At 36.6% G+C, this 24724-nt stretch carries 24 protein-coding genes and 2 pseudogenes; 23 read left to right on the top strand and 3 right to left on the bottom strand.

Translation table 11 applies throughout. From position 1 onward, the window contains the following. The first annotated feature begins 169 nt into the window (after positions 1 to 169). The 18 genes and pseudogenes from B7C41_RS01645 (at position 170) to B7C41_RS01560 (ending at position 14593) form a co-directional block, all read left to right on the top strand. Positions 170 to 1423, top strand: coding sequence for an AAA family ATPase (locus B7C41_RS01645; RefSeq protein WP_085297015.1), 1254 nt, complete (start codon positions 170 to 172; stop codon positions 1421 to 1423). Next, positions 1416 to 2165: an HNH endonuclease family protein gene (locus B7C41_RS01640; RefSeq protein WP_085297014.1), complete on the top strand. Its 750-nt coding sequence runs from the start codon at positions 1416 to 1418 to the stop codon at positions 2163 to 2165. The genes B7C41_RS01645 and B7C41_RS01640 overlap by 8 nt, the downstream gene beginning before the upstream one ends. Positions 2166 to 2287: 122 nt before the next feature. Next, positions 2288 to 3232 carry a putative phage abortive infection protein gene (locus B7C41_RS01635; protein ID WP_211279476.1) on the top strand — a complete coding sequence of 315 codons (945 nt, stop codon included), beginning with the start codon at positions 2288 to 2290 and terminating at the stop codon, positions 3230 to 3232. A gap of 510 nt (positions 3233 to 3742) precedes the next feature. Then, on the top strand, positions 3743 to 4030 hold the full coding sequence (locus B7C41_RS01625; RefSeq protein ID WP_085297012.1) for a hypothetical protein: 288 nt from the start codon (positions 3743 to 3745) through the stop codon (positions 4028 to 4030). Positions 4031 to 4154: 124 nt separating this feature from the next. After that, the gene (locus B7C41_RS01620; RefSeq protein ID WP_143764261.1) at positions 4155 to 4682 is read left to right on the top strand and encodes a hypothetical protein; all 528 of its coding nucleotides are present in this window, start codon (positions 4155 to 4157) and stop codon (positions 4680 to 4682) included. 116 nt (positions 4683 to 4798) lie between these two features. After that, positions 4799 to 5146, top strand: coding sequence for a DUF6404 family protein (locus B7C41_RS01615; RefSeq protein ID WP_085297010.1), 348 nt, complete (start codon positions 4799 to 4801; stop codon positions 5144 to 5146). Positions 5147 to 5223: 77 nt separating this feature from the next. Next, positions 5224 to 6416 (top strand): IS3 family transposase gene (locus B7C41_RS01610; RefSeq protein ID WP_143764260.1). Its coding sequence is split into 2 segments (ribosomal slippage): positions 5224 to 5529 and positions 5532 to 6416, totalling 1191 coding nucleotides; the frame shifts between segments, so codons are not numbered across the junction. Positions 6417 to 6562: 146 nt separating this feature from the next. Beyond that, complete coding sequence (locus tag B7C41_RS20105; RefSeq protein ID WP_158089066.1) at positions 6563 to 6715, top strand: hypothetical protein; 153 nt, start codon at positions 6563 to 6565, stop codon at positions 6713 to 6715. Positions 6716 to 6808: 93 nt separating this feature from the next. After that, entirely contained in the window at positions 6809 to 8317 is a 1509-nt protein-coding gene (locus tag B7C41_RS01600) for a serine hydrolase domain-containing protein (RefSeq protein WP_085297008.1), read from the top strand. A 155-nt stretch (positions 8318 to 8472) separates the two neighbouring features. Beyond that, a complete protein-coding gene (locus B7C41_RS01595) occupies positions 8473 to 9675 on the top strand; it encodes a dipeptidase (RefSeq protein ID WP_085297007.1) in 1203 nt (400 codons plus the stop codon). Between the two features lie 73 nt (positions 9676 to 9748). Continuing rightward, positions 9749 to 10939, top strand: a pseudogene (locus tag B7C41_RS01590) (IS3 family transposase). Positions 10940 to 11091: 152 nt separating this feature from the next. Beyond that, a complete protein-coding gene (locus B7C41_RS01585) occupies positions 11092 to 11541 on the top strand; it encodes a hypothetical protein (protein WP_085297006.1) in 450 nt (149 codons plus the stop codon). A gap of 160 nt (positions 11542 to 11701) precedes the next feature. Continuing rightward, on the top strand, positions 11702 to 12070 hold the full coding sequence (locus B7C41_RS01580) for a hypothetical protein (protein ID WP_085297005.1): 369 nt from the start codon (positions 11702 to 11704) through the stop codon (positions 12068 to 12070). Between the two features lie 32 nt (positions 12071 to 12102). Beyond that, complete coding sequence (locus tag B7C41_RS01575) at positions 12103 to 12450, top strand: hypothetical protein (protein ID WP_085297004.1); 348 nt, start codon at positions 12103 to 12105, stop codon at positions 12448 to 12450. 133 nt (positions 12451 to 12583) lie between these two features. After that, the gene (locus tag B7C41_RS01570; protein ID WP_085297003.1) at positions 12584 to 12931 is read left to right on the top strand and encodes a DUF6559 family protein; all 348 of its coding nucleotides are present in this window, start codon (positions 12584 to 12586) and stop codon (positions 12929 to 12931) included. A 114-nt stretch (positions 12932 to 13045) separates the two neighbouring features. Continuing rightward, positions 13046 to 13789, top strand: coding sequence for a HEPN domain-containing protein (locus B7C41_RS01565; RefSeq protein ID WP_085297002.1), 744 nt, complete (start codon positions 13046 to 13048; stop codon positions 13787 to 13789). 73 nt (positions 13790 to 13862) lie between these two features. Next, positions 13863 to 13991: pseudogene (locus tag B7C41_RS20010) on the top strand (IS3-like element ISCps9 family transposase); the annotation flags it as partial. A 182-nt stretch (positions 13992 to 14173) separates the two neighbouring features. After that, positions 14174 to 14593 (top strand): VOC family protein, encoded by a 420-nt coding sequence (locus B7C41_RS01560; protein ID WP_085297001.1) that lies wholly within the window; start codon positions 14174 to 14176, stop codon positions 14591 to 14593. Positions 14594 to 14767: 174 nt separating this feature from the next. On the opposite strand, the gene B7C41_RS01555 is transcribed toward B7C41_RS01560, so the two are convergent. Beyond that, on the bottom strand, positions 14768 to 15898 hold the full coding sequence (locus B7C41_RS01555) for a pyridoxal-phosphate-dependent aminotransferase family protein (RefSeq protein ID WP_085297000.1): 1131 nt from the start codon (positions 15896 to 15898) through the stop codon (positions 14768 to 14770). 257 nt (positions 15899 to 16155) lie between these two features. Between B7C41_RS01555 and B7C41_RS01550 the strand changes: the two genes are divergently transcribed. Both B7C41_RS01550 and B7C41_RS01545 read left to right on the top strand, forming a co-directional pair. Next, on the top strand, positions 16156 to 16689 hold the full coding sequence (locus B7C41_RS01550) for a YaeQ family protein (protein ID WP_085296999.1): 534 nt from the start codon (positions 16156 to 16158) through the stop codon (positions 16687 to 16689). A gap of 105 nt (positions 16690 to 16794) precedes the next feature. Next, a complete protein-coding gene (locus tag B7C41_RS01545) occupies positions 16795 to 18144 on the top strand; it encodes a M28 family metallopeptidase (RefSeq protein ID WP_235839574.1) in 1350 nt (449 codons plus the stop codon). Positions 18145 to 18250: 106 nt separating this feature from the next. Here B7C41_RS01545 and B7C41_RS01540 read toward each other — a convergent pair whose 3' ends face one another. Further along, entirely contained in the window at positions 18251 to 18706 is a 456-nt protein-coding gene (locus B7C41_RS01540) for a GNAT family N-acetyltransferase (RefSeq protein ID WP_085296998.1), read from the bottom strand. Positions 18707 to 18956: 250 nt separating this feature from the next. Between B7C41_RS01540 and B7C41_RS01535 the strand changes: the two genes are divergently transcribed. Further along, complete coding sequence (locus B7C41_RS01535) at positions 18957 to 20807, top strand: DUF885 domain-containing protein (protein ID WP_085296997.1); 1851 nt, start codon at positions 18957 to 18959, stop codon at positions 20805 to 20807. Positions 20808 to 20952: 145 nt separating this feature from the next. Here B7C41_RS01535 and B7C41_RS01530 read toward each other — a convergent pair whose 3' ends face one another. Next, the gene (locus B7C41_RS01530; RefSeq protein ID WP_085296996.1) at positions 20953 to 21843 is read right to left on the bottom strand and encodes a DMT family transporter; all 891 of its coding nucleotides are present in this window, start codon (positions 21841 to 21843) and stop codon (positions 20953 to 20955) included. A 787-nt stretch (positions 21844 to 22630) separates the two neighbouring features. Between B7C41_RS01530 and betI the strand changes: the two genes are divergently transcribed. Both betI and betB read left to right on the top strand, forming a co-directional pair. Continuing rightward, on the top strand, positions 22631 to 23197 hold the full coding sequence (gene betI, locus B7C41_RS01525; protein ID WP_085296995.1) for a transcriptional regulator BetI: 567 nt from the start codon (positions 22631 to 22633) through the stop codon (positions 23195 to 23197). A 14-nt stretch (positions 23198 to 23211) separates the two neighbouring features. Continuing rightward, complete coding sequence (gene betB / locus B7C41_RS01520; RefSeq protein ID WP_085296994.1) at positions 23212 to 24675, top strand: betaine-aldehyde dehydrogenase; 1464 nt, start codon at positions 23212 to 23214, stop codon at positions 24673 to 24675. Positions 24676 to 24724 lie beyond the last annotated feature (49 nt).

Raw genomic sequence — 24724 nt, 5'->3', positions numbered from 1 at the left:
AAAAAAACGCCTTTGGAGTCAATTACTGAGAAATATCAGGCATCAAAACATAACAATAAAATCAACAAGGACACGTAACAGTTGGCTACGTTTCGCTTCGCTACACAATTTTAGCCAACCATTACTTAGCCTGTTATTTGGGCGTTATGCAGCCAAAAGGAGTTTTGCATTGTCATCTAGCTTTATAGAAAATCTACACGTAAAAGAAATGCGTCAATTTAAAGAACTAAATGTATCTTTTAATAAAGGTTTTAATTTTATTTCAGGTCCTAATGGGTGTGGTAAAACATCTATTCTTGCAGGCATTGCACATTGCTTTGATCATTCTGGTTTTCAATATTCTAGCCTGAATGAAAACTCAGAATTTTGGACTGATCTGACTATCGCGGGTGAAAAGAAAAGAGTAGGTATTGGTAAGAACTCTATCCAAAATGCGGGGTATAGAAAAAGTTCCATAAAGAGTTGGGAACCTCCTTTACACGAAGAACAAAGAGAATCAATAAAAATACATGAGGTTAAGCAAAAGCTTAAACAGTTCTGCCCTTTATTTATAGGTACGAATAGAAATATTAAGTATCAGCAAATAAGTGGTATGCAACGTGAGGCAGCCTTAGATGAACAGTTAAATCGAAGACTTTCGTCAGGTGCACAATCCCTATATGGTGATAGCCAAATCAATATTAAGCAATGGTTTGTCAATCGTTACTTTATGATTGACAAAGATTGGGCTTTAGAAGAACGAAAAAACTGGGTTCATATGGTCAATAACTTATCAAGCCTTGGACCTTTCCATAGTAATTTTCGCTACGTAAGAACAGGAAAAGAGTTAGAGCCAATTTTTTCAATTTATAATAGTGAGTGTTTCTTAGAGGAATTATCGGCAGGTTTTCAAGCTGTCTTATCAATTATTGCAAATATCTTTGAATGGATAGAGAGTACAAAGCCAGAAGGGAGCAGAGATGCTTCAACGGCTGAAGGAACTGTATTAATAGATGAACTGGATCTTCATTTACATCCAGAATGGCAGTTTACTCTTAGAGATGGTTTAGAAAAAATTTTTCCGAAACTTCAATTTATTGTTACTACTCATTCTCCTCACCTTTTAGCGTCTGCTCGAGAAAATGAAGTGATTATTATGGCAAAAAATGAGTATGAAGATAAATACTCTTTAGAACCATCAGCTTTGAGATTTTCTGGGTGGAATACTGATCAAATCTTGTCGGAAATAATGGGAGTTAAAAGCTTAGATAACAAAGATTATGAAAAGCTAATAAACTTGGCATTTCAAGAGATTGAAAATAAATCCCTTGCTGGACTCGAGCTGGCAATTGATAACCTCAAAAAAGTATGTCACCCAAACGACTCTATATTAACAGTTCTTAATGCTCGGTTTGCTTCAATGTTGGCGGTGTCTGATGATTAAATTACAAAGACCAAAGAAGCCAAATATATTGGTGTTAAATGAATACTCATGGTTGTGTAAACTGCAGGCGGCGATAGCAGCTTATGGTAGTTATAAAAAAATTCCAAAGGAGCAAAAAGACAAATTAATTTCTCATTATAGGCACCAAGAAATAAAGACTCCTTTGTTCGAAAGCTCTTCACAAAAATGTGCATTCTGTGAATGCATGCCTGCTGAAGGTGGGCATATTGAAGTTGAACATTTCAAGCCAAAATCTATTCACCCTAACTCTACTTTTGAATGGATTAACTTTTTACCTTCTTGTAGGAAATGTAATGGTTATAAATTAGATCATGACACTGTTAAAGAACCTATTATAAACCCTTACGAAACTGACCCTGAAGAAGTATTTGATTATGAGGCATTTAGAATTAACGCTAAAAAAGGACCTCATGAAATTGCAGGAAATAAAACAATAGCTATTTGTGGTTTAAATTCAGCAGGGTTAATGCAACCTAGAGCAAATATATTAGTTAGCTTATTTTCATTTAGTGATTCACTTGAATTAGCTATTACTGATTATCATGAAGCAAGTACGGATATTAAAAAGAGAAATCGAGTCAGAAACATCAATCAAGCTATAGAAAGAATTGAACTTTTGGTAGATCCGGGAGAGAAATATTCTGGTTTTTGTAAGGATTTTTTGAAAAAGTGCGAAACCTATCAAAAGGCAAAAGAAATTGTTGAGCAAGTGGCTGCATAACAAGTCATTTCAGCAGGACAAATAACAGTTGGCTTTGCTCCTGCGTCGCGATTTTAGCCAACAATTATTTGCCTCTGAATGAGGCGTTAGATTTCCTCCGTTAATAAATTAGTTTTGAGTATATGAATAAAAAAATATTAGCTGTAATCATAACCGTAGTATGCCTTAGCTCAATGGTTCCAATATCCTATGTTATAAATTTTGGGCATATGGATATCTCTAACAAACCCGAAATATGGGGGGCTTTTGGTGACTTTATAGGTGGCATATTAAACCCTTTTCTAAGTTTTGCCGCTTTTATTAGTGTTCTAATTACCGTTTTTATGCAACAAGCTCAACTAAAGCAAAACGAAAAACAGTTAGAAATGACAAGGTCTGAACTTACACTTTCCACCGAAGAGCTGAAACGTAGCGCTGATGCACAAAACATACAAATAGACACTGCCAAGTTGCAAAACTTTGAATCAACATTTTTTAATTTGTTAAACCGATTTGAATCTCAGGTTGCTCATTTAATTAGGGTATATATTGAAGAGGACGTTGAAAATGACTCAAATGTACCGAGTAAATTTGAATTAGACAGAGACACTAGATATTGTGGTTTTGAGCATCTTCGCTACGAACTATATAAATATCAAAAATATTATAGTTCTGAAGAGTACGGTGGAGAAAATCCTGAAAGGTGTGATTCTAAAGAGGCTTATGATGGTATAAGCAACCAAGGACACCACAGTATTGTTCTTAATTCGTATTTCATGCATTTTAAATTCCTTATAGATTTCATAGAAGAAAGTGATATATCTGATAAAAGAAAATATTATCGCGTATTGTTTTCTGAACTAACTAATGGAGAGTTAATTTTTGTATTTTATGAAGTTTTATATGGTACAACTTTAGTAGAACTGAAGGTGGAAATAGAAAAATATAGCCTTTTTGAATACATTGGCTATAGAGGGTTAATTGATGAAGCATTGGACCTCAGCAAGTATAAAATGGCTGCTTATGGAAACAATAAAGCTATAAATATCAATATGGAGTATTACTTTAAAGAGAAATCTAACAAGTAATTAAACAGGGACAAAAAACAGTTGGCTGTTTTCGTTCCTCAACATTTTAGCCAACAATTTTTTGCCCGTTAATTGGGCGTTAGAGTGTTTATCGAAGGAGTGTGCATTTGAAGCTTGTTTTAATAATAGGAAGTTTAAATCACTCAATACTTCTAATGTTTATTTTATTAGGCTGCACTCTGAGTGGGTTTCAGTGTAGTGGAGATTCGATGGGTGGTTTAATGATGGTGTATGGAATAATCTTTTTTCCATTTGCCGTTCTTATAGAGGCCATTGTTATAATTGCGTTGCTAGTTTTCTTGGTAAAGGGAAAGGCGAAAGAAGTGAGTAATAAATTAATTTTACTTTTTTCAAGTACGTTTTTATTGTCATTTTTCGTTGGTTCAACACTCTAACAAGGCAATCAAGCGGGACTGCTAAAGCTTGGCTCGGTTCCGCTTCGCTTCACATTTTAGCAAGCTATTATCAGCCCCTTATTGGGGCGTTATATTTCAAAGGAAGGAATCTACTATGAAGCCGTACAAAAATTTATCATCTAAAAACCTATCGTTATTGTTGTTAATTACGAGGCTCACAACTGTAATGGCAATTGCCGCAATCGTACTTTCAACTATTGGATTTTTTAGCCAGTTTTTTATGCAAACAGGTTTTGGTGTAAATCAATGGTCAGTCATTAGTATTGCCATTTTACCATCATCTCTAACGGTATTATTTTGTTCTGGTATAGTTGCTTCTATTATCGCATTTGAAGAAAGCTATAGAAAAAAGTCAGAAGCCTATATTTCATCATTAAACTGAAATATAACAAGTCGCTTAAAAGGACAAAAAACAGTTGGCTTTTGCTCCTTCGTCGCTAATTTTAGCCAACAATTTTTTGCCTCTTAGCGAGGCGTTAGGCATATTATCAAATTGAGAGTTCGTGTTGAATCAAGATAAAGCAATAAATCACCAACTATCACAACTTAACCGTGTACTCATTTCATTAGTTGATTTTGAGCATTGTCATGGTGTTACAAAACATATTTTAGAGAAAAAGCTACATGAATTGGATACACATTCTAATCGCTACTTATTAGAAGGAATGTGCGTAGGAATGATCGTTGCTTATTGTCGACCATTTTCTGGGAATAATGGTGGAGATTTACCGAATCGATTTATTAATAATTTAAATGATGATGAGAAAGAAACACATCATCATGCATTGCTATTGCGACACAAAGCTTTGGCTCATTCAGATAATGAAGCTTGGGAAATGTCTCCTCACTACATCAAAACAGAAAGTAATGAGCGTATTTTGGTTCCGTTTTATAATTGTGTGCACGACCCAGTTTCAATTTCTTTTACTACTAAATTAATGCATCTGGCAAAGAAACAATGGAAACAATGTATTAAGTTTCAAAAAGAATTAGAAGAGCTTGTAGGTGAACATATCCCTATTTTCGAGATATAAATGCCTAACAAGTCATTAAAGCAGGACAAAAAACAGTTGGTTTTTGCTCCTTCGTCGCTTATTTTAACCAACTATTTTTAGCTTCTTAATGAGGCGTTAGCTACAAGGAGTGTAAAATGTCGTTTCAAGATAAATTAGAGGCTGCACAAAAAGAGCTTAATGAAACTAATATATGGAAATCCAATCATAATCCGCCTTTTTTAGTGTTACTAAGAAAGCTTGGTTTCAATATTCGTCCCTTTCATTATGGTTCATTTATAAGTAACTTTCTGAATTCCTCGGTGTGGTTTAGTGTTGTTTGGGGGGGAATTATGTGGTTTACCATTTGGCAATCTAATGGCATGTCTGCTCAAGCTGCTTTGATAACTAGTTTATCTGCTGGCTTGTTGTTTGGTTTTATTATGGCCGCTTACTACAAATATAGCGCTAAGAAAAACAACTTAAGTGGTTGGCATAAATTGTAGCTAACAAGCAATTAAACAGGGACAATGAAGTTCCCCCGTTTTAGTGGACACCTCCTCATCACATTGAGGAGGCTAAAATGCCTAGATATACCCAACCTAAAAAGACATGGTTTTATCCTGTTAATTTCAAAATTAAAGCAGTCGAGCTAAGCTTAAAAGACGATGTCATGTCCAAGGATGTTGCTCAAGCACTCGATATTCACCCGCTAATGCTCTCTCGTTGGCGTAAAGAATACCGAGAAGGTAAGTTTAAAAAACCTCAACGCTATCAAAGCAATAATGAATTAATGAGTAAAGTTCCCGCAAAGAAAGAGCTGAATAAAATCAAACAGCTACAAAAAGAAAATGACCGGTTAAAACTGGAGAATGATCTACTAAAAAAGTGGCAACGGTATCTGGCGGAAGTCCATCAGAACGATTTGGATTCATTGAAAAACACAAAGAAACCTTAGGTGTTAAATACCTTTGTTCATGGCTTGATGTTTCTCGTAGTGGCTTCTATGCATGGCGACAACGTCCACGTTCAATGCGCGCGATTAATGATGCGGATTTACTTTCAAATGTTAAACAAGTCTTTGATAGCAATCATCAAACCTACGGTAGCCCTCGCGTATTTCATGCGTTAAAAAGAGCAGGAATTCGAACGAGTGAAAAGCGTGTCGCGCGTTTAATGCAAGAAAATGGTTTAAGAGCTCGGGCACTTAAAACATACAGTAAACCTGCCAAAGTAAAGTCTTTCTATAAAGAGATTAAAAATAATCGTAAAAATATCAGTAAGCCTGATGCTATCAATCAGCAATGGTCGGGCGATATTACGTACCTAAAAGTAGGAACGCGTTGGTATTACTTAGCCGTTGTATTAGATTTGTTTTCACGTCGCGTTATTGGTTGGGCTTTTGGTCAAAACAAATCAACAACCCTGACGCTGAAAGCGTTACAGTTAGCAATAAAGAAGCGAAAACCTACACAACCCGTTTTATTTCATACTGATAGAGGCGCTGAATATCGAGCACATATAATGCAGCAATTCTTAGTTAAACATAATATTACGGCTAGTATGAACCGGCCAGGTTGTTGTACTGATAATGCCGAAGTTGAATCATTTTTTCATTCATTAAAAGCCGACTTAATTAGAGGGAATGTCTTTGCGACTACAGATAAATTACATTCAAAATTAAAAGGTTACATGAACTATTTTTACAATAGACAACGACTGCATTCAAGTTTAGGATATAAAACACCTGCTGAGTTTGAATTGGCGGTGAATTAAAGTGGATGGTGTCCACTTTATCGGGGGAAGATCACAAAAAAATAGATTCTTTGTTAGTTGATTCGAAAGTTAAGAGAGCAACATTTTTGTTTTCGTTGGAAACATTTATTAAGTTATTCTTTGTTTTATACGCAATTTACTTTGTTATGAGTAAGCAACAAGAAGTTTCCCCTTTCATTTATTATGTAACGCTGGTTGAAGAGTTAGTAGGAATTGCTCTGTGTGGCGTTATATTTTTTGGTAATTATTTAAAGCTTCAAAAACGCTCACTTAAGTTAAAGAGTGTCAAAGGCACATAACAAGGCAATTAAATGGAAACTTTACAGTTGGCTTACCAATGTCTGCACTCGTCAAAGTTTAAGTACAAAAGTCAATTTAAAAGGAATTAAATAATGAAATCTTTTCCCCTTCTAGTGTCGTTGTCAATCTGGGCAAGTAGCGCTTATGCTACCGATGATTTCTCTGCCATTGATAAATATGTAAACGCAGCGAAAAAAGAAATAGGTTTGCCTTCTGGCACCGCTATTGCCGTTGTTAAAGAGGGTAAAATTGTTTATGAAGGATATTTTGGTTACGCGAATATCAAAGAAAACAAGAAAGTAACTGCTGAAACAGCATTCTATATTGCCTCAATTACAAAACCTATGTTCGCTTTGTCCACTTTACTGTTGGAGCACAATGGAGATATTAAAGACAGCACTTCAATGGCTGAAATGTTCCCTAAGCAAGACTTTCTGAAATTTGATGCAGATAAAGTTCAATTAAAGCACTTAATGTCGTGCTCTTCAGGCATCGAGAATGATGCACTTTTAAATACTTTAGCTTTCACAGGCAACCATAATCTTAAGCAGCGCCATAGGCTTTTAAGTGCTTCGGTTAAAAATCAAAGAAACCCTTTGGGGCAATTTCAATATACCAATCTTGGTTTTAATATTGCTAGTATTTGGGTTGATGACTTTTACTCGCAAAGCTGGCAAAAGATATTATCAGAGACAATTTATCAACCACTTGGCATGAATCATACTAGTTCCTACATGAGTGATGCCGCTAAAAAAAGTATTGAGGTAGCTCGTCCTTATGGATTAACAGGTAAAGATCCTACAGCAATTTTACCGTTTGAAAAAAGCGATATAACTATGCATGCAGCTGGTGGAACTATTGCAACTGCATCTGATCTTGGGTTATTTTTAATCGCGCAGCTCAATCAGGGAATAGTAAATGGCAAACAAGTATTCCCTGCTGAAGTAATTAAAAAATCTCACCAACAACTAGTCTCACACAATGGAAGTTTTCTTGATTTTAAACGTACTGGTTATGCATGGGGCTGGCAAATAGGCCCATACAAAGGAAGTAGAATGCTTCATCATTTTGGTGGTGTTGCTGGTACTCATACCCACAGCTCTTTTATTCCAGAGCATAATATTGGTTTAGTGGTATTGAATAATGAAAATAATATTAGTCAATATTTGACCAATGCCATAAGTGATATCGTTTATAGTATTTTACTTGATGATGGTGATGCCAATAAAAAGGCAGAAAAGCATATTTTAGCGATGCGAACAATAGCTTCTGAAGAGCAAGCAAACATTAAAAAATGGAACGATATAAAAGCAAAAAAAGCATCCTCTAGAGTTATGCAACTTAGTCTGGATAAACAAAAATATGTTGGAGTATTTCATCATCCTCTTTGGGGAAAACTAAATATTAAACTGCTTAAGTCTGGTGCTTTTGAAGTAAGATTAGGTGAAGTTAGTACAATAGCAACAGCTTATACTAAGTTGGATACAATGCGGGTCGAGTTCTCTGAAATGAATGAAGGAGGCAAAGTTTTAACATATAAATTAAAAAATGGTGAAGTTAAAGGCTTAACGCTTTTCGGAGAAAACTTTAACAAGGTATAACTAAAAACAGTAGCGTAAAAGCCAACTAACAAGAAAATCAACAAGGACACGTAACAGTTGGCTACGTTTCGCTTCGCTACACAATTTTACCCAACTATTACTTAGCCTGTTATTTGGGTGTTAGGTGTGTTTATCATATATGGGAGTTAAACCGTATGTTTAAGGAATTTTCAATAATAGTATTATGTTCAATTCTATTGAGTTGTTCTTCTCTAGAGCCTACAAAAGATGTTCTTATCGCAATAGAATCTCAAAGAATCACACAAAAATCGTTAATAATTGATACCCATATTGATACACCAAGTCGTCTTATGAATTACCCCTTAGATATTTCCAAGCGCACGTCTGGTGGTCACTTTGATTTTGAAAGGGCAAGTGAAGGCGGATTGAATTTAGCTTTTATGTCATTATTTGTGCCGCAAATTTATGAGAATGATCAAGAAGCAAAAAATCACGCTGTTCAACTTTTACAAATGATAGAAGGTTGGGTACAAGAACATCCAAATAAATTTAGTTTAGTGCGTTCAGTAAGTGACACGAAACAGTTGCTAAGTAGTCCTAAGGTCGGACTTGCCATTGGTTTAGAGAATGGCGCTGCAATAGGATCTGATTTATCTAATATATCTTATTTTGCAAATCGAGGTGTTAAGTACATTACTCTTACTCATAGCAAACACAATCAAATGGGAGACTCTTCCGGAGAATATAAGCCAAAGTGGAATGGACTAAGTCCATTTGGTCAGCTTGCTGTTATAGAGATGCAAAAAAAAGGCGTAATGATTGATGTGTCTCATGTCGCTGATTCGACTTATTATCAAGTTTTAGAGCTTGTAGATGTTCCTGTGATTGCTTCTCATTCTTCATGTCGGAAGTTGACACCTGATTACAAGCGTAACATGACAGATGAAATGCTTAGAGCTCTGGCAAAAAATGGCGGCGTTATACAAATTAATTTTGGGGCTGCTTTTTTAAAACCGGAATATAAAGACTTGAACGATAAACTTTGGATAACTTACGAGAAGTACTTGGAAAAACATAATATTGCAGATTTTAGCAGAAAAGCAGCAGCATACTTAGATCATTGGCAATCTGTTATAAAGTTGGGAAGCGTGAGAGATTTGGTTGATCACATTGACCATGCAGTAAAAGTTGCTGGTATTGATCATGTCGGGCTTGGGTCAGATTTTGATGGCGTTATACCAACTCCAACTGATGTACCCGATGTATCGGGTTATCCTAAGGTGGTCGCTGAACTTTTGAAACGTGGTTATTCTGAGTCTGATATACAGAAAATCCTTAGCGGTAATATTCTTAGGGTCTGGAAAGAAGTCGAACTTTATTCTAACGAACACACCTAACAAGTAATTAAACAGGGACAATGAAGTTCCCCCGTTTTAGTGGACACCTCTTCATAACATTGAGGAGGCTAAAATGCCTAGATATACCCAACCTAAAAAGACATGGTTCTATCCTGTCGATTTCAAAATCAAAGCAGTACAGCTAAGCTTAAGAGACGACGTTTTATCTAAGGATGTTGCTCAAGCACTTGATATTCACCCGTTCATGCTTTCTCGCTGGCGAAAATAATATCGAGAAGGTAAGTTTTCAATCAAACCGCGCTACAACAGCAATAATGAACTCATGGTTAAACTCACAAATAAAAAATTGAATAAAATCAAACAGGTGAAAAAAAATAAAATGAACGTTTAAAGTTGGAGAATGATTTACTAAAAAAGTGGCAACGGTATCTAGCGGAAGTTCATCAGAGCGATTTGGATTCGTCCAACAGCACGGACCAAAACTAGGCGTTAAATACCTTTGCACTTGGCTCAAGGTTTCTTGCAGTGGCTACTATGCTTGCCTCAAGCGACCTAAATCCTTAAGAGCAAAAGCAGATATTGACTTATTTGCACACATTAATCATATTTTCATCGTGAATAGATGAACCTATGGTAGCCCTCGCGTATTTCATGCATTCAAACGTGAAGGCATCTTTACCAGTGAAAAACGTGTTGCGCGGCTGATGCAAGAAAATGGTTTAAGAGCTCGGGCACTTAAAACATACAGTAAACCTGCCAAAGTAAAGTTTTTCTATAAAGAGATTAAAAATAATCGTAAAAATATCAGTAAGCCTGATGCTATCAATCAGCAATGGTCGGGCGATATTACGTACCTAAAAGTTGGCGCTCGTTGGCATTACTTAGTTGTTGTGATTGATTTATATTCTCGGCGAGTAATAGGCTGGGCATTGGGTAAAAACAAAACCACCGCATTAACGCTAAAAGCATTACAGCTTGCTATCAAGAAACGAAAGCCTACAGAAACCGTGCTATTTCATACCGATAGAGGGGCTGAGTATAGAGCGCATGTGGTACAACAGTTTTTAATTAAACATAACATTAAAGCGAGCATGAATCGTCCAGGCTGCTGTATTGATAATGCCAAAGTTGAATCATTTTTCACTCACTCAAAGCTGACATCATTCGAGGAAATAATTTTGAGACGATGAATAAATTACGCATAAAATTAAAAGGTTACCTGAATTATTTTTACAATAGACAACGACTGCATTCAAGTTTAGGATATAAACCACCTGCTGAGTATGAATTAGCAGTAAATTGAAATGGAGAGTGTCCATTTTATCGGGGGAAGATCACAAAAAACAGTTGGTTTTGCTCCTGCGTTCAACATTTTAGCCAACTATTTTATTACCGCTTAGCAAAGCGTTATATTTTTTCAACACTTGGCTTCGGCGTTTACAAGGAAGGTAACTTATGAAAACTTTATTACTTATATTAATATTTTTTATTGCAGGCTGTGCATCTCCAATTGATTGGAAAGAAAAAACAGTTCACGATATTATTTCTAAAACTACTAAAAATAAACATGTACGCGCTATTACTCAATTTGAAGTCAAAAGTGTTGGAGTCGCTAGTGGAACAGAAAGCGGTCGGTGGTACCTAAATTCAGGGCTGAATTACAGATCTTCTTTTAGCCTTAATGTACATTTAACGCCAAAAGTTGTTTCGCAATTTTCACAAAAGTATAATATTAAAAACGAAGCAGAATTATTAGGAAAGAAAATCAAAGTAAAAGGCACAGCCTTAGCCAAAACGTATTGTGTGAAATTCGGCTGCCCAGTTAGAGTTAACCAAAACACTCCAGAAATGTATTTACAAACTCAACTATTGATCACTGATTTAAACAATATTTCATTACAGTAACAGATATTAAAATAGCATGTAGGCTTTATGTTACGGCAGACAGAACCAGCTAACAACCTGTTAAATAAGGACAAAATACAATTTACTATTTTCGTCCCTCAACATTTTAGCCAACAGCAACTTGCCGCTTAAAACGGCGTTATATGCTAATGGAGTTCGCATGAAATTTTTGTTCCCGATCATATGTTTTCTTTTAAATGGCTGTTCGACAGCTACATTTAAGTCTAATGCTGGCATTTATGCTGAAAACAAAATTAGAAAGAGTGTAGTGAAAAGATATACGAACTATGAAGTATGGAAATTAGGTGCTTCGCAGGTAGGCTATGTTGAAACCCAATATTGTCAAAAAGATATTAGAGACTACAAACCCAGTAAAGAAGGTCTAATTTCTGATTTAAAAGTTAAAACTCAAAAATTAGGCGGTAATGCTTTAGTTTTTGATTCTTGTTTGGTTAATAGAAGTACTGCCAGTTGTAATACCCATATTCAATGCAATGGTATGGCTTATCTAATCACATATAACAAATAATTAAACAAGAAATCAAACACAAGGATGAAAATATGACAGATTCTTCTGAAGTACTGGCCATCGCTGAAAAATACCTGAAAGAAATGCTCGAAGCAGATGACACGGAAAACTTCGACTTGTATACGAAGCGATATGAAAAAAAGTACCTTGTTAATTTTTCGAGAGAGAGGTTTTCAGATGACATCAAGGGTATGCATGAAAGGAACGGCATGAATACGGGCTACGAGTTTCTATGTAAGTTAAGAAATTGTAGCTTCGATGGTTTAGATATTTTCAGGCTCGTTTGGAAAGGTATCTATGAAAAGCGGGATGCAGTGATTGAATTTGACATATATAAAAAAAACGATAACTGGTACGTTATTCAGTCGGCAGTTCATTAAAGTGTGAGATAAAACCTAACAAAGGTTTTCAAGTCGGACAAATTACAGTTGGCTTTTTGTTCGTGCCTCACTTATTTTAGCCAACTGCAATTTTCCTCTTAGTGAGGCGTTATGCGTAAAAGGAGTTACATCAATGTTTGGTAAAAAGTCGACTATTCGAAAGTATAAGCACAAACTTCGTCCTGCATTAGCTAAAAGGTACGGCGGCTCAAAAACGTACACAAAAGGTCAAGTTGATAAAGCCATAGATGAAATGGGTTTTGATAAAAGGCATATACATTACGCATATTTAATGTACTGCGACGTAGCAACTTCCACAGCTAACACTCCTGATAATGAATCTACCGAATCAATGAACAATACAATTACTTCTATATCAGGGGTCGGTATTTTTGGGGCGTTTTTTGGTTCTTCATCTTATAGTGGAGGAGACGATGGAGGCGGCGGTTTCGGTGGTGGAGATGGCGGTGGTGGCGAGTGATTTACACATAAAAAGCCGTTCAAATGGAAAAAACAGTTGGTTGTGCTCGTACCTCGCTATTATAGCCAGCCATTTTTAGCCGTTTAGCAAAGCGTTATATTTTTTAGGATTAATATGCCACATACACACTTATTCAATGGTGATTTTTTTCGATTTAAGTCTTTAGAGGATTACTCTGCCTTTATGCACTTTTCTGATTTTGTAAATAATAAAGAGGCAATAAATGCCCATATAAATTCTTATGAATATATGGCTTTAAAGCCCTCGCTTCATCATGAAGACACTCATAAAGATTTGAGTCATATGAAAATGAATAGTATTACTTCTGCATTGAATCACTTTGCAGGTCTGACTATAACAAGTCTGTGTACAACCTTTGAAATTACAGTAAAAGAATTTCTTAGGTGTTATTTTATCCAAAACCCAAGTTCTATGTATGAATTTATAGGTAAAGAAGATAATAAAGGGTTGGTTTCGCTAAAGGAAATGTTGAAAGTAGATACATACCAAGACTTAATGAATTCTCTGGCCGAGAAAGCGGCATCTTCTGCTTCTAAGGGGAAGTATGGACTTGTGCTTTCAAAAATAGCTAAATTATGTAAAGAGGATGTAGACTCTAAACTAGTGATCGATTTAAACCAGCTTCAAGCTCAGAGAAATAAAATAGTACATGAGAAATTATCTAAAGATTGGAACTTAGGTGATATTGAAGTTGCCGAATCAACTGTAAGTAAAGTAATTGAACAAGTTTGTAGATTTGGTTTGAAAAGAGACATTCCTGGTCTTTATTCATGCGTTGATAATAAAACTGTTTTAGAATTCGAAAGTTTTGCCGTTTTAGGCAATGAAAAAATCTAACGAGTCAATCAAGCGGGACTATGAAGTTCCCCCGTTTTAATAGGCACCTCCTCATTACGTTGAGGAGGCTGCAATGCCCAAATATACCCAAGCTAAAGAGACATGGTTCTATCCAGTCGATTTCAAAATCAAAGCAGTACAGCTAAGCTTAAGAGACGACGTTTTATCTAAGGATGTTGCTCAAACATTAGAGAATAAACCAGGCACCCACTCCACATTCAATGTTAAATGAGCACCACGTTAAGTGCGTAAATTGCCCCAACTCAATTCCCACAAAATGAATTAACTAAAATTTAGTTTCATTACTTGCCGCAAGTATCTTCTCTACAACCTATACAACAGTGTAAACTCAAGCACACTTGAAGATTATAGGATCCTATACAAATGAAATTTTTACACACTATGGTTCGTGTTAAAAACGTTGAACAGTCGCTAGACTTTTACATAACTAAACTGGGCTTAGTTGAAACAAAGCGCGTAGATGTACCAGAAGGAAAATTTACCTTAATTTTTTTAGCGACAGAACCAGGTGCTGCTGAAATTGAGCTGACTCATAACTGGGGCTCAGAAGAAGATTATACTACCGGCCGTAACTTTGGCCATTTAGCCTTTGAAGTAGATGATATTTATCAAACCTGTGAAAAATTGATGGTGGCTGGTGTTACCATTAATCGTCCACCACGCTGTGGTCATATGGCATTTGTAAAATCGCCAGATAATGTTTCTATTGAGCTATTACAAAAAGGCGAGCGTTTAACACCACAAGAGCCGTGGTTAAGTATGGAAAACTCAGGTAGTTGGTAGTTAATAACTTTCATAAAATGGCTAAAACAAATACCTAAATAAAGTTTGCATTCTAATCGTCATTTTATTCAAGCCCCGTTAAAACAAAAAAGCCATACTGTTCAAAATAGTATGGCTTTATAACAACACATGCATTTCAATTGCGTAAAGTATTAACTCCTTAATTAGAGTTAGTTAACTACGAAATTTATTTAATGCATCCGCTAGGGCGCTTAAACATAATGCGACATTTTCGCTACGGGCCGTATAGCCCATTAAGCCAATTCGCCATGCTTGCCCAGCAAATTGACCAAGGCCAGCACCAATTTCAAGATTGTATTCCTGCAATAAATATTGACGCACTTTCGCATCATCAATACCTTTTGGAATATAAACTGAGTTAAGTTGTGGTAAGCGCTCTTCTTCTGGCACAATAAAATCCAATCCTAGATTAACTAAACCTTTCGCAAGTTTTTCATGCTGAAGTTTATGTCTTGCCCATGCGTTTTCAATGCCCTCTTGTTGTAGCACTAACAAAGACTCATGTAATGCATATAAAGAGTTTACTGGCGCAGTATGATGATATGCTCGTTTGCCCTCACCTGACCAATATCCCATTACGAGTGATTGGTCCAAAAACCAACTTTGCACAGGTGTCGTTCTATTGGCGATAACTTCACTGGCTTGATCACTAAAACTTATTGGCGATATTCCCGGCACACAAGATAAACATTTTTGGCTACCTGAATAAATAGCATCAATACCCCAATCATCAACTCTCAGTTCAATGCCGCCTAATGAGGTCACCGCATCAACAATTGTTAAACATTGATGGCGCTTAGCAATTTCACATAAGGTTTTTGCATCAGAAACGGCACCTGTTGAAGTTTCAGCATGTACAAAAGCCACAAAATTGGCTTGAGGGTTCGCGATTAAGGCATCTTCCAAAAGCTGAGTTTCAACAGCTCTACCCCACGGTGAGTCAACAACAACTAACTTAGCACCAATACGTTTTACGTTTTCAATCATGCGCGCACCAAACACACCATTACGACAAACAACAACGGTATCATCGGGCGTAACTAGGTTAACAAAACAAGCTTCCATACCCGCAGAGCCTGGCGCTGATATTGCCATAGTGTTAGCGTTGCTTGTTTTAAATGCATACTGTAATAGCTGCTTTAGCTCATCCATCATGGTGATAAATGTTGGATCTAAATGGCCAACGGTTGGCCTTGCGAGTGCAGACAAAACACGTTGGCTAACATCTGATGGGCCTGGCCCCATTAAAGTACGCTGTGGCGGAATAAATGATTGAATAGTCATAATTGCTGCTTCCATATGAAAAAGGGGTTTGAACTTTATTAGTTTTATATTTTAGCGTGTGCTTGTTAGCTTTAAACTAAAATGAATTGAACGTAGTCTATCACTGATAGTTATATCACCTAAATTAATCCACATTATGCTAGCTATTCACCCAAGATATAACAATTTATCGATTAAGTGACTATAAGTTGCTATCACATGAAGAAAATACACGTTAATATGCTGAATTAGCTAATCAAATTTAACAATAAGACGTTATGGCCTTAAAATCTACCATCAATAAAGCAACGATTCACCTGTCTGATATGGATCGTAACTATTACGACACTTTACAATTAACCGTAGCGCAGCATCCTTCTGAAACTGACCGTCGCATGATGATCAGGCTTATTGCCTTTGTGCTTAACGCTAACGAACACTTACAATTTGGTAAAGGTGTTAGTGATGAAGATGAAGCGGCGATCTGGCAAATAAATTACAGTGAAGAAATTGAACTGTGGATAGAGCTTGGTCAACTTGACGAGAAACGTTTAAAGAAAGCTTGTAATCGCTCTCAACAAGTAAAATTGTATTGTTATGGCTCAAGTGTTGATACTTGGTGGCAGCAATCACAAAGTAAACTAAATCAATTCAATAAATTATCAATAGAAAGCTTTAGTGAAGAAACGGCTCAAACTTTAGAGTTACTTGCTGATCGTTCAATGGAGTTTCAAATTAGTATACAAGACGGTCAACTGTGGTTAACCAGTGGCGATGAAACATTGTTAATAGAATTAACTAAGCTGAAATAACCACTTTAGCCATAACAAAATCACTATTACTTACTGTACTAAGGTATTGATTTATTAATTCAAATACTCAATAGTATTGGCTCATAAATAACGATGATAATAAATATGATGAACATTTTTAATACTCAAATGAAAACAGCTAACAACTTTCGACTGAAAGCTTTAGTCGCTGCAATTGCTATAACAAGCAGCTTTTCTAGTTTTGCAGAATTAATTTCGTCAAAGCAAGTGATCAAAGACATTACCTACTTGGCTGGAGATAACTTAAAAGGTCGTGCTAGCTTTAGTCCGGAAATAGAAAAAGCGGCTGATTACATTGCCAAACGTTTTGCTGATATTGGTTTAAAGCCTTTAGCTTCAAATGAAAACAGTAGTTTTCTGCAAAGCTTTACTGTCCATCAAATTAAGCCCCAAGCACTTGCTGTTTCATTGAATGAAAATAATATCAGTAGTGAAAATTTGGCCATAGCATCAACAATGAAAAAGCTTAGTTGGCAGCAAGGCAATGCTCAGACACATGTTATCGCTAAAGACGATGATATGCGTGCAACCTTAAGTAAGCTTAACCAAAGCGGTGGTCAGCATTTAGTTATTATTAACACAGCTCATGCAAAGTTATTTAAGGGTTATCAAGGCTATTTTAAGCGTGGTTTAACTAAACTTTCACTTGAACACCGTGGCGCTATTGTCATGGTACTAAGTGACGAAGCAAACATCGAAAAATATAATGTCAGCGCTAGTGCAGAAATCACTCAGCAGTCATTAACCAATGTTGTTGGTGTTTTACCTGGCGTAGAAAGCCCAGAAGAAGTTGTTCTATATTCCTCACATTATGATCATTTAGGGACAACACCCGACGGAAAGCAGATATACAATGGCGCAGATGACGATGCTTCAGGTACCACTGCCGTGCTAAACTTAGCGCAATATTACCAAGAAAAAGGTCGCAACAAACGTACCTTAATGTTCAGCGCATTTACTGCAGAAGAAATTGGCGGCTTTGGCTCTAAATATTTTTCTCAGCAGTTAAATCCAGACGATGTTATCGCTATGATTAATATTGAAATGATCGGTAAACCATCAAAATTTGGTGCGGGAACGGTATGGATGACAGGTATGGAACGTTCAAACTTAGGGGCGCTGCTTAACGAGAAGTTAGTTGCTCTAAATACTGAAATTTACCAAGACCCCTACCCTGAGCAAGGTTTGTTTTATCGCTCTGATAATGCCACATTGGCACGACTAGGTGTACCAGCACATAGCTTTAGTAGCACACAGCTTGATAAAGACCAACATTATCATCAAGTATCTGACAATATTGCCAGCTTAGATTTAACCTCAATGCACAAAGTTATCGAATCATTGGCAACAGCTACTCAATCACTCGTTGATGGTGAGGTAACGCCAACACGTGTTGATAAAGAAAAAGTGCGCGCGCAAGGCAAAATTTATTAAGCGCTACATTCAACAATAAAGTCAAAAAATCCAGATGGGTAACCCTTTCTGGATTTTTTATTGGTAAATTTTATTAGAAAAGAATTCAGGTTGTTTTAAGTCGATATTACTGTGGCCTTTGCCAACGCATATTATATTCAAGTTCATTAACACCATTAACAACAAAGTCATGGCGCAAATACAATTGCTTTGCCGGGTTATCCAATAATACATTTAAGGTGATCGAAACTTGTTTTTTAATAGCTTTACGTTTAACCATATCGAGAATGAGACTACCAATACCTAAGCCATGATAGTCAGGCAGTAGTTGAAATTGTCTAATATGAATACGATCAGAGAACATGCCAAGTTTTAATAAACCTATTCTTTGATTGTTAACTAAAATTAAGTGTGAATCACTAAAGAATTCATCTATACGCTGCATATGCTGTTGGTCATTCAACGTAATGCCTGCAGTAATAAGGTGCTTATCCATTGATGCTTTACGTAACGCCAATAAAAAAGCCCTATCTGTTCCACCTGCCAACTTAAAGGTAATTGTTGATTTACTTTCTTTACCCATATTTCTAAATAATACTCTTATTCACATAAAACCAAAGACAACGCTGAATTATCTACCTAACCTGGGGTCAGGTTAACTATTTACTTGCTGAGCTTAAAATACAGCAAATGTAAGTATCGTAATAATAAGGGATGTTGCAAAAAGTTGCAGCAGGAGATTGTCGCAATAATTAGACAACTGAGCGTTCATTACTTGATCCATCCTGCTTTATAACGGCAAAATAGTCCATTGTTCAAACTAGGGAAAAAGCATGCGCTTAAAAAAATCACTACTTGTTATCGCTATTTCAGCTTCGTTATCCGTTGCCTGTAGTAATGAAACCACAACAAAAGTCACTAACACAGCAAATACTGTTACTGAAGCCACACAATTAAATAAAATAACTAATGCTTCAAAAGCAGCAAACGAATTATTTGATACTATTTTTATGGAAGGTGTTAATCGTAACCCGGTTCGTCAAACCTACTTAGGCATCAAAACTGATTACGATAAATGGCAAAACCTTTCAGAAGAAAACAGCGCTTTAGAATTAGCATTTGCCAAAGAAGCACTATTGCGAATTCAAGTAATTGATATCAAGAGCCTAGATAAGCAAACAAAATTAAGCTATCAATTGTTGACCCAAAAATTAGAACAACAAATCGCTGATTACCAATGGCGTCATCATAACTATCCCGTTAATCAAATGTTCGGTATACATTCTCAAATACCTGCGCTACTAATCAATCAACATAGTATTAAAAACACTAAGCAAGCACATGATTATATTGCCCGTGTAAAAAATGCCAAGTTATTGCTTGAACAGTTAATTGATCAACTTAAAATCAGAGAAAATAAAGGTATTATTGCGCCAAAATTTGTTTTTGAGCATGTGGTACGTGACTCGAAAAACTTACTTGTTGGTGCACCATTTGATCAACAAAAAAATAGCACCCTGTATGCTGACTTCATCGCTAAAGTTAATAAACTTGATATCGCAGCATCTGATAAAAAAGCTTTAATGAAAGAGCTAGAAAAAGCATTAACGGTAGAATTTAAAAGCGGTTACCAGCAACTTATTCGTTATTTAACGAAACTTGAAGCCAAAGCTGACAATACTGATGGCGCATGGAAGTTTCCGCAAGGTGATGAGTTTTATAATAACGCTTTAAATCGTACGACAACAACAGACTTAAGCGCTGATGAAATTCATCAAATAGGTTTAAATGAAGTTAAGCGTATTCATAACGAAATGCGCGTGATTATGCACAAAGTTGGCTTTAAAGGCTCATTAAATGAGTTCTTTGAATTTATGCGCCACGATAAACAGTTTTACTATGAAGGTGACGATGCCGGTCGCGAACAATACTTAACTGAAGCAACCGACTTAATTAACACCATGAAAGGCGAATTAGATCAGTTATTCATTACTAAGCCAAAAGCAGATTTAAAAGTTAAAAAAGTTGAAGCGTTCAGAGAGAAGTCAGCGGGTAAAGCCTTTTATCAACAGCCTGCACCTGATGGCTCTCGCCCCGGTATTTACTACGCTAACCTATATGATATGGCAGCAATGCCTACGTATCAAATGGAAGCATTAGCTTACCACGAAGGCATTCCAGGTCATCACATGCAGATTGCCCTTAAACAAGAGTTAGAAGGCATTCCTAAGTTTAGAAAATTTGGCGGTTATACCGCTTATAGTGAAGGTTGGGGTTTATATTCAGAAATGATCCCAAAAGAAATTGGCTTTTATCAAGACCCATATTCTGACTTTGGTCGTTTAGCGATGGAATTATGGCGTGCATGTCGTTTAGTTGTAGATACCGGTATTCACAATAAGAAATGGACCCGAGATCAAGGTTTAAAGTATTACATTAGCAATACGCCTAATGCTGAATCTGACGCAGTGAAAATGGTTGAACGCCATGTTGTGATGCCATCACAAGCAACTGCATATAAAATTGGTATGTTAAAAATACTCCAATTACGTGCTATGGCTAAAGAGCAATTAGGCAGTAAGTTTGATATTCGCCAATTCCATGATGTTGTATTAACCAATGGCGCAGTACCACTTAACGTACTTGAAGATATGGTCAATGACTATATTGAGTTAACCCGTTAAGTTAATTTGCTAAAGTTAATTTGCTAAAGTTAATAGGTTAATAGCTAAAAATGAATAAACAACGCCAAAGGACTAACCCTTTGGCGTTTTCATTTAAAAAGAAAGTACCGTCACCACCACTTAAAGTGCCTAACTTTCGCTTACTTTATGCTGATTTTTCTTTCAAATACGCTAATTTACCACTTCGCTGATAAAGCGCTAAACCGCACATGACAAGTAAGGCACCAAAAACTAAATTAAAGCTCACGGTTTCATTATTCAACACTGCGCCTAGGTAAAGCGCAAATATCGGCGTCATCATCGTGATTAATGCCACAGTGCTCGCTCTTAATCTTTGCAAAATGAAAAAGTACGCTAAAAAACCTACCAAAGAGCCAAGTATGCCTAAATATAGAATCGCCCAAATAGATCGAGCATGCCATTCTTGATACGGTAAAGTGCCATCCACTAAAAACCACACTATAGCAAATAAAGGCACGCTAAATGTTAAAGCGCCGACTGTAGTTGCTAAAGGATGAATTTCAATATTCACACTTTTCACCAGCACACCACTAATACTAAAGAAGAATACAGCAAGCAGTATGGATGCTATACCAATCACACTATTATCATTTAGCGACATGCTATCAGAGCAAACGACAAATAATCCTAATAATGCTAATGCCAGCGCCAACTTTTTTGCCATACTGAATTTAGGCTCGCCAAGAATTTTTTGAGCCAAAACTCCCGATAATATTGGTGATAGACCAAAAATTAGCGACATCATTCCCGAAGCTAGGTATTGTGCTGCAAAGTAGGCAAATAACATCCCACCAAAAACCCCGACGCAGGAATAGGTATATATTTTTCGCGCTTGTGCAGACCAAGGTAAATTTATATTAGCAAGTTTTAAAATGATCATTCCAGGTACTATTGCGATCAACATACGTAGAAGTACTGCTAGCGTAGGACTTACTGTTTCACTACTCCAGACAATACCTAGTGGGGTTGTCGACCAAATTATCACTACTGCTAAATACGCCACTGAAACTGGCATTACCTTTCTCCTATTGTTTATTTTGGTGAAATTGGGGGCTGATAATATTTTTTAAATGTTATCAGCTCCTAATTAGACATAGCGGTTTAATTGCTATGAACAAAGCAGAGAGAAAAAGGGATTTCGAGAAGAGTTACTAAACAAAAGCCGCTGTATTTTTCTCTGCGGCTTAAGTAACAGTATTGTTACCTATTTACCCGACAAAAAGCATACACATGCGATAACCAGCAATTGACCAAATTCGGCTGCTGATTATTCATTGTTAGTCGCACGAAATTTCGTGCTTGCTTGTGATTGTCAGTGAACATTATTATTTATTAAAACTTTAATGATGATATTTATTTAAAGGATTTGTTAATAAAAGAAGTACAACTTATTACTACTATGTTTAACAAAAACCAGCGATTTAATTTCAATTGAAATTGCCCCAAAACGACTTGAGGATAGCCATCATACTGGCGATAATGCAAACTAATGTCAACAAGCTATTAGAGATTTTAAGTATTTTCTTTAGCGTCAATTTACACTTATATAATTAGCCCTGAACGAATACAGTTCAATATATAGTTTCAATACGAACCTTTCCTTTTAACAATAAAATTTTTTATTAGCTCATCAATACGGTTTAAAATGCCATTTTTAGCCACTTTTTAACTGTATTTAGAACTAGGGCTTGATCTGCATTAATGATCTTTACTTGATAAATAAAGCAAAAATCATTAGAATTATAATTAATTGAACGTTCAATTAAAAATAAAATTCTGAGAAATTAGTGCCTAAAGTCGGTATGAAACCCGTTCGTGAACAACAATTGATTAATGCTACATTAGAATCTGTTGCACAATTTGGTTTACAAAAAACAACCATAATCACCATTAGTAAAATTGCAGGCTTGTCTTCTGGAATTATCAGTCATTATTTTGGTGGTAAACAAGGTTTGGTTGATGCAACGGTTAAGCATCTGCTTGAACAATTGAAACTTGCTTTACTTGAACGTGTTGAACAAAATAACTTAGGGGCCGTCGAACGGCTTAATATGATCGTTGAAGCCAATTTCACTCCTTTCCAACGATCTATTCCTGCAACAAAAACTTGGCTTAGCTTTTGGGCGCAATCAATGCATGAACCTGGCTTAGCTAGGCTTCAGCACATCAATAGCAAACGTTTATACAGCAACCTACTATACTCTTTTCATCAGTTACTTGATGCAAAGTCGGCCCGTAGCGCTGCTAAACAAATGGCCGCAATGATTGATGGCTTTTGGTTACGCAGTGCATTAAGTGCGAAGCCTGAAGAAGAATTTAAACAAGCTGAACAGTTATGTAAAAAATTTATAGCTGATCTTATCAAGTAGTACGGAGAAGTAACTTGTCATTAAAAACTTATAAGAACTTTATCAATGGTGCCTACATGGCAAACGACAGTGGTGAAACATTTGATGTGATTAACCCTGCAACGGGTAAAGTTATTTATCACGTTGAAGTTGCAGATGAAAAAATTAAACAGCAGGCGATTGAGAGTGCTCAACGTGGTTTTGCTACTTGGTCAGCAATGGATGCGATGACGCGCAGTCGACTTTTACTCAAAGCAGTTAACTTATTACGAGAGCGTAATGACGAGCTAGCAAAAATTGAAGTACTTGATACCGGTAAACCTTGGCAAGAAGCCTCAGTAGTTGATGTACTTTCTGGTGCCGATTCAATCGAATTTTTTGCTGGTTTAGCCCCCGGAATTGAAGGAAATCAGCAATCAGTTGACGGTGATTTTTATTATACCCGTCGTGAAGCACTAGGTGTATGTGCTGGCATTGGTGCTTGGAATTACCCATTGCAGATAGCTTGTTGGAAGTCGGCGCCAGCGCTTGCTTGTGGTAATAGCATGATTTTCAAACCATCAGAAGAAACACCATTAGGGGCGTTAAAACTTGCCGAAATATTTACTGAAGCCGGTATTCCTGACGGCGTATTCAACGTTGTACAAGGCGCCGGCGACGTAGGTGCATGGTTAACTCACCATCAGGATATCGCTAAAATTTCTTTTACTGGCGAAGTCGGCACTGGTAAAAAAGTAATGGCTGGTGCAGCAACATCACTTAAAGATGTCACTATGGAGTTAGGTGGGAAATCCCCGCTTATCATCTTTAACGACGCTGATGTTGATAACGCCGTTTCTGCAGCAATGCTAGGTAACTTCTACACACAAGGTGAAATTTGTACTAACGGTACCCGTGTTTTCGTTGAAAAATCAATTTATCCAGTATTCATCGAAAAGTTACTGCAACGTACTCGTGACAATATCATTGTTGGTGATCCTATGGATGAAAAAACCAACTTTGGCGCGTTAATCTCAGCTAAGCATTTCGAATTAGTCATGAAATATATCAATATTGGTATCGATGAAGGTGCAACCCTGGCGCATGGAGGAAAAGCATTACAACCTGCTGATGCGCCAAATGGCTATTTTATTGCGCCAACCATTTTTACAGATTGTACAGATGAGATGACCATTTGTCGGGAAGAAATATTTGGCCCAGTAATGTCAGTATTGACCTTTGACGGTGAAGAAGAAGTTATTGCCCGCGCTAATGCAACGGAATTCGGTTTAGCAGCTGGCGTTTTCACACAAGATATTACTCGCGCTCATCGCGTAATTCATAAAATGGATGCCGGGATTTGCTGGATAAACAGTTATGGTTTATCCCCTGCACAAATGCCAGTTGGTGGTTACAAGCAATCAGGGATAGGTCGAGAAAATGGCTTAGCGACGCTCAACCATTATACGCAATTAAAAGCAGTATATGTTGGCTTACAACCATTAGACAGCCCATTCTAGTTGAGCGAAGAAGCTCTCCCTGAACTTAGATTGCCTCAAAATAACTTTG

The sequence above is a fragment of the Cognaticolwellia mytili genome (assembly GCF_002104475.1).
Taxonomy (GTDB): domain Bacteria; phylum Pseudomonadota; class Gammaproteobacteria; order Enterobacterales; family Alteromonadaceae; genus Cognaticolwellia; species Cognaticolwellia mytili.
Note: the sequence above shows the minus strand (reverse complement) of the source record. Positions and strands in the feature narration are given on the sequence as shown.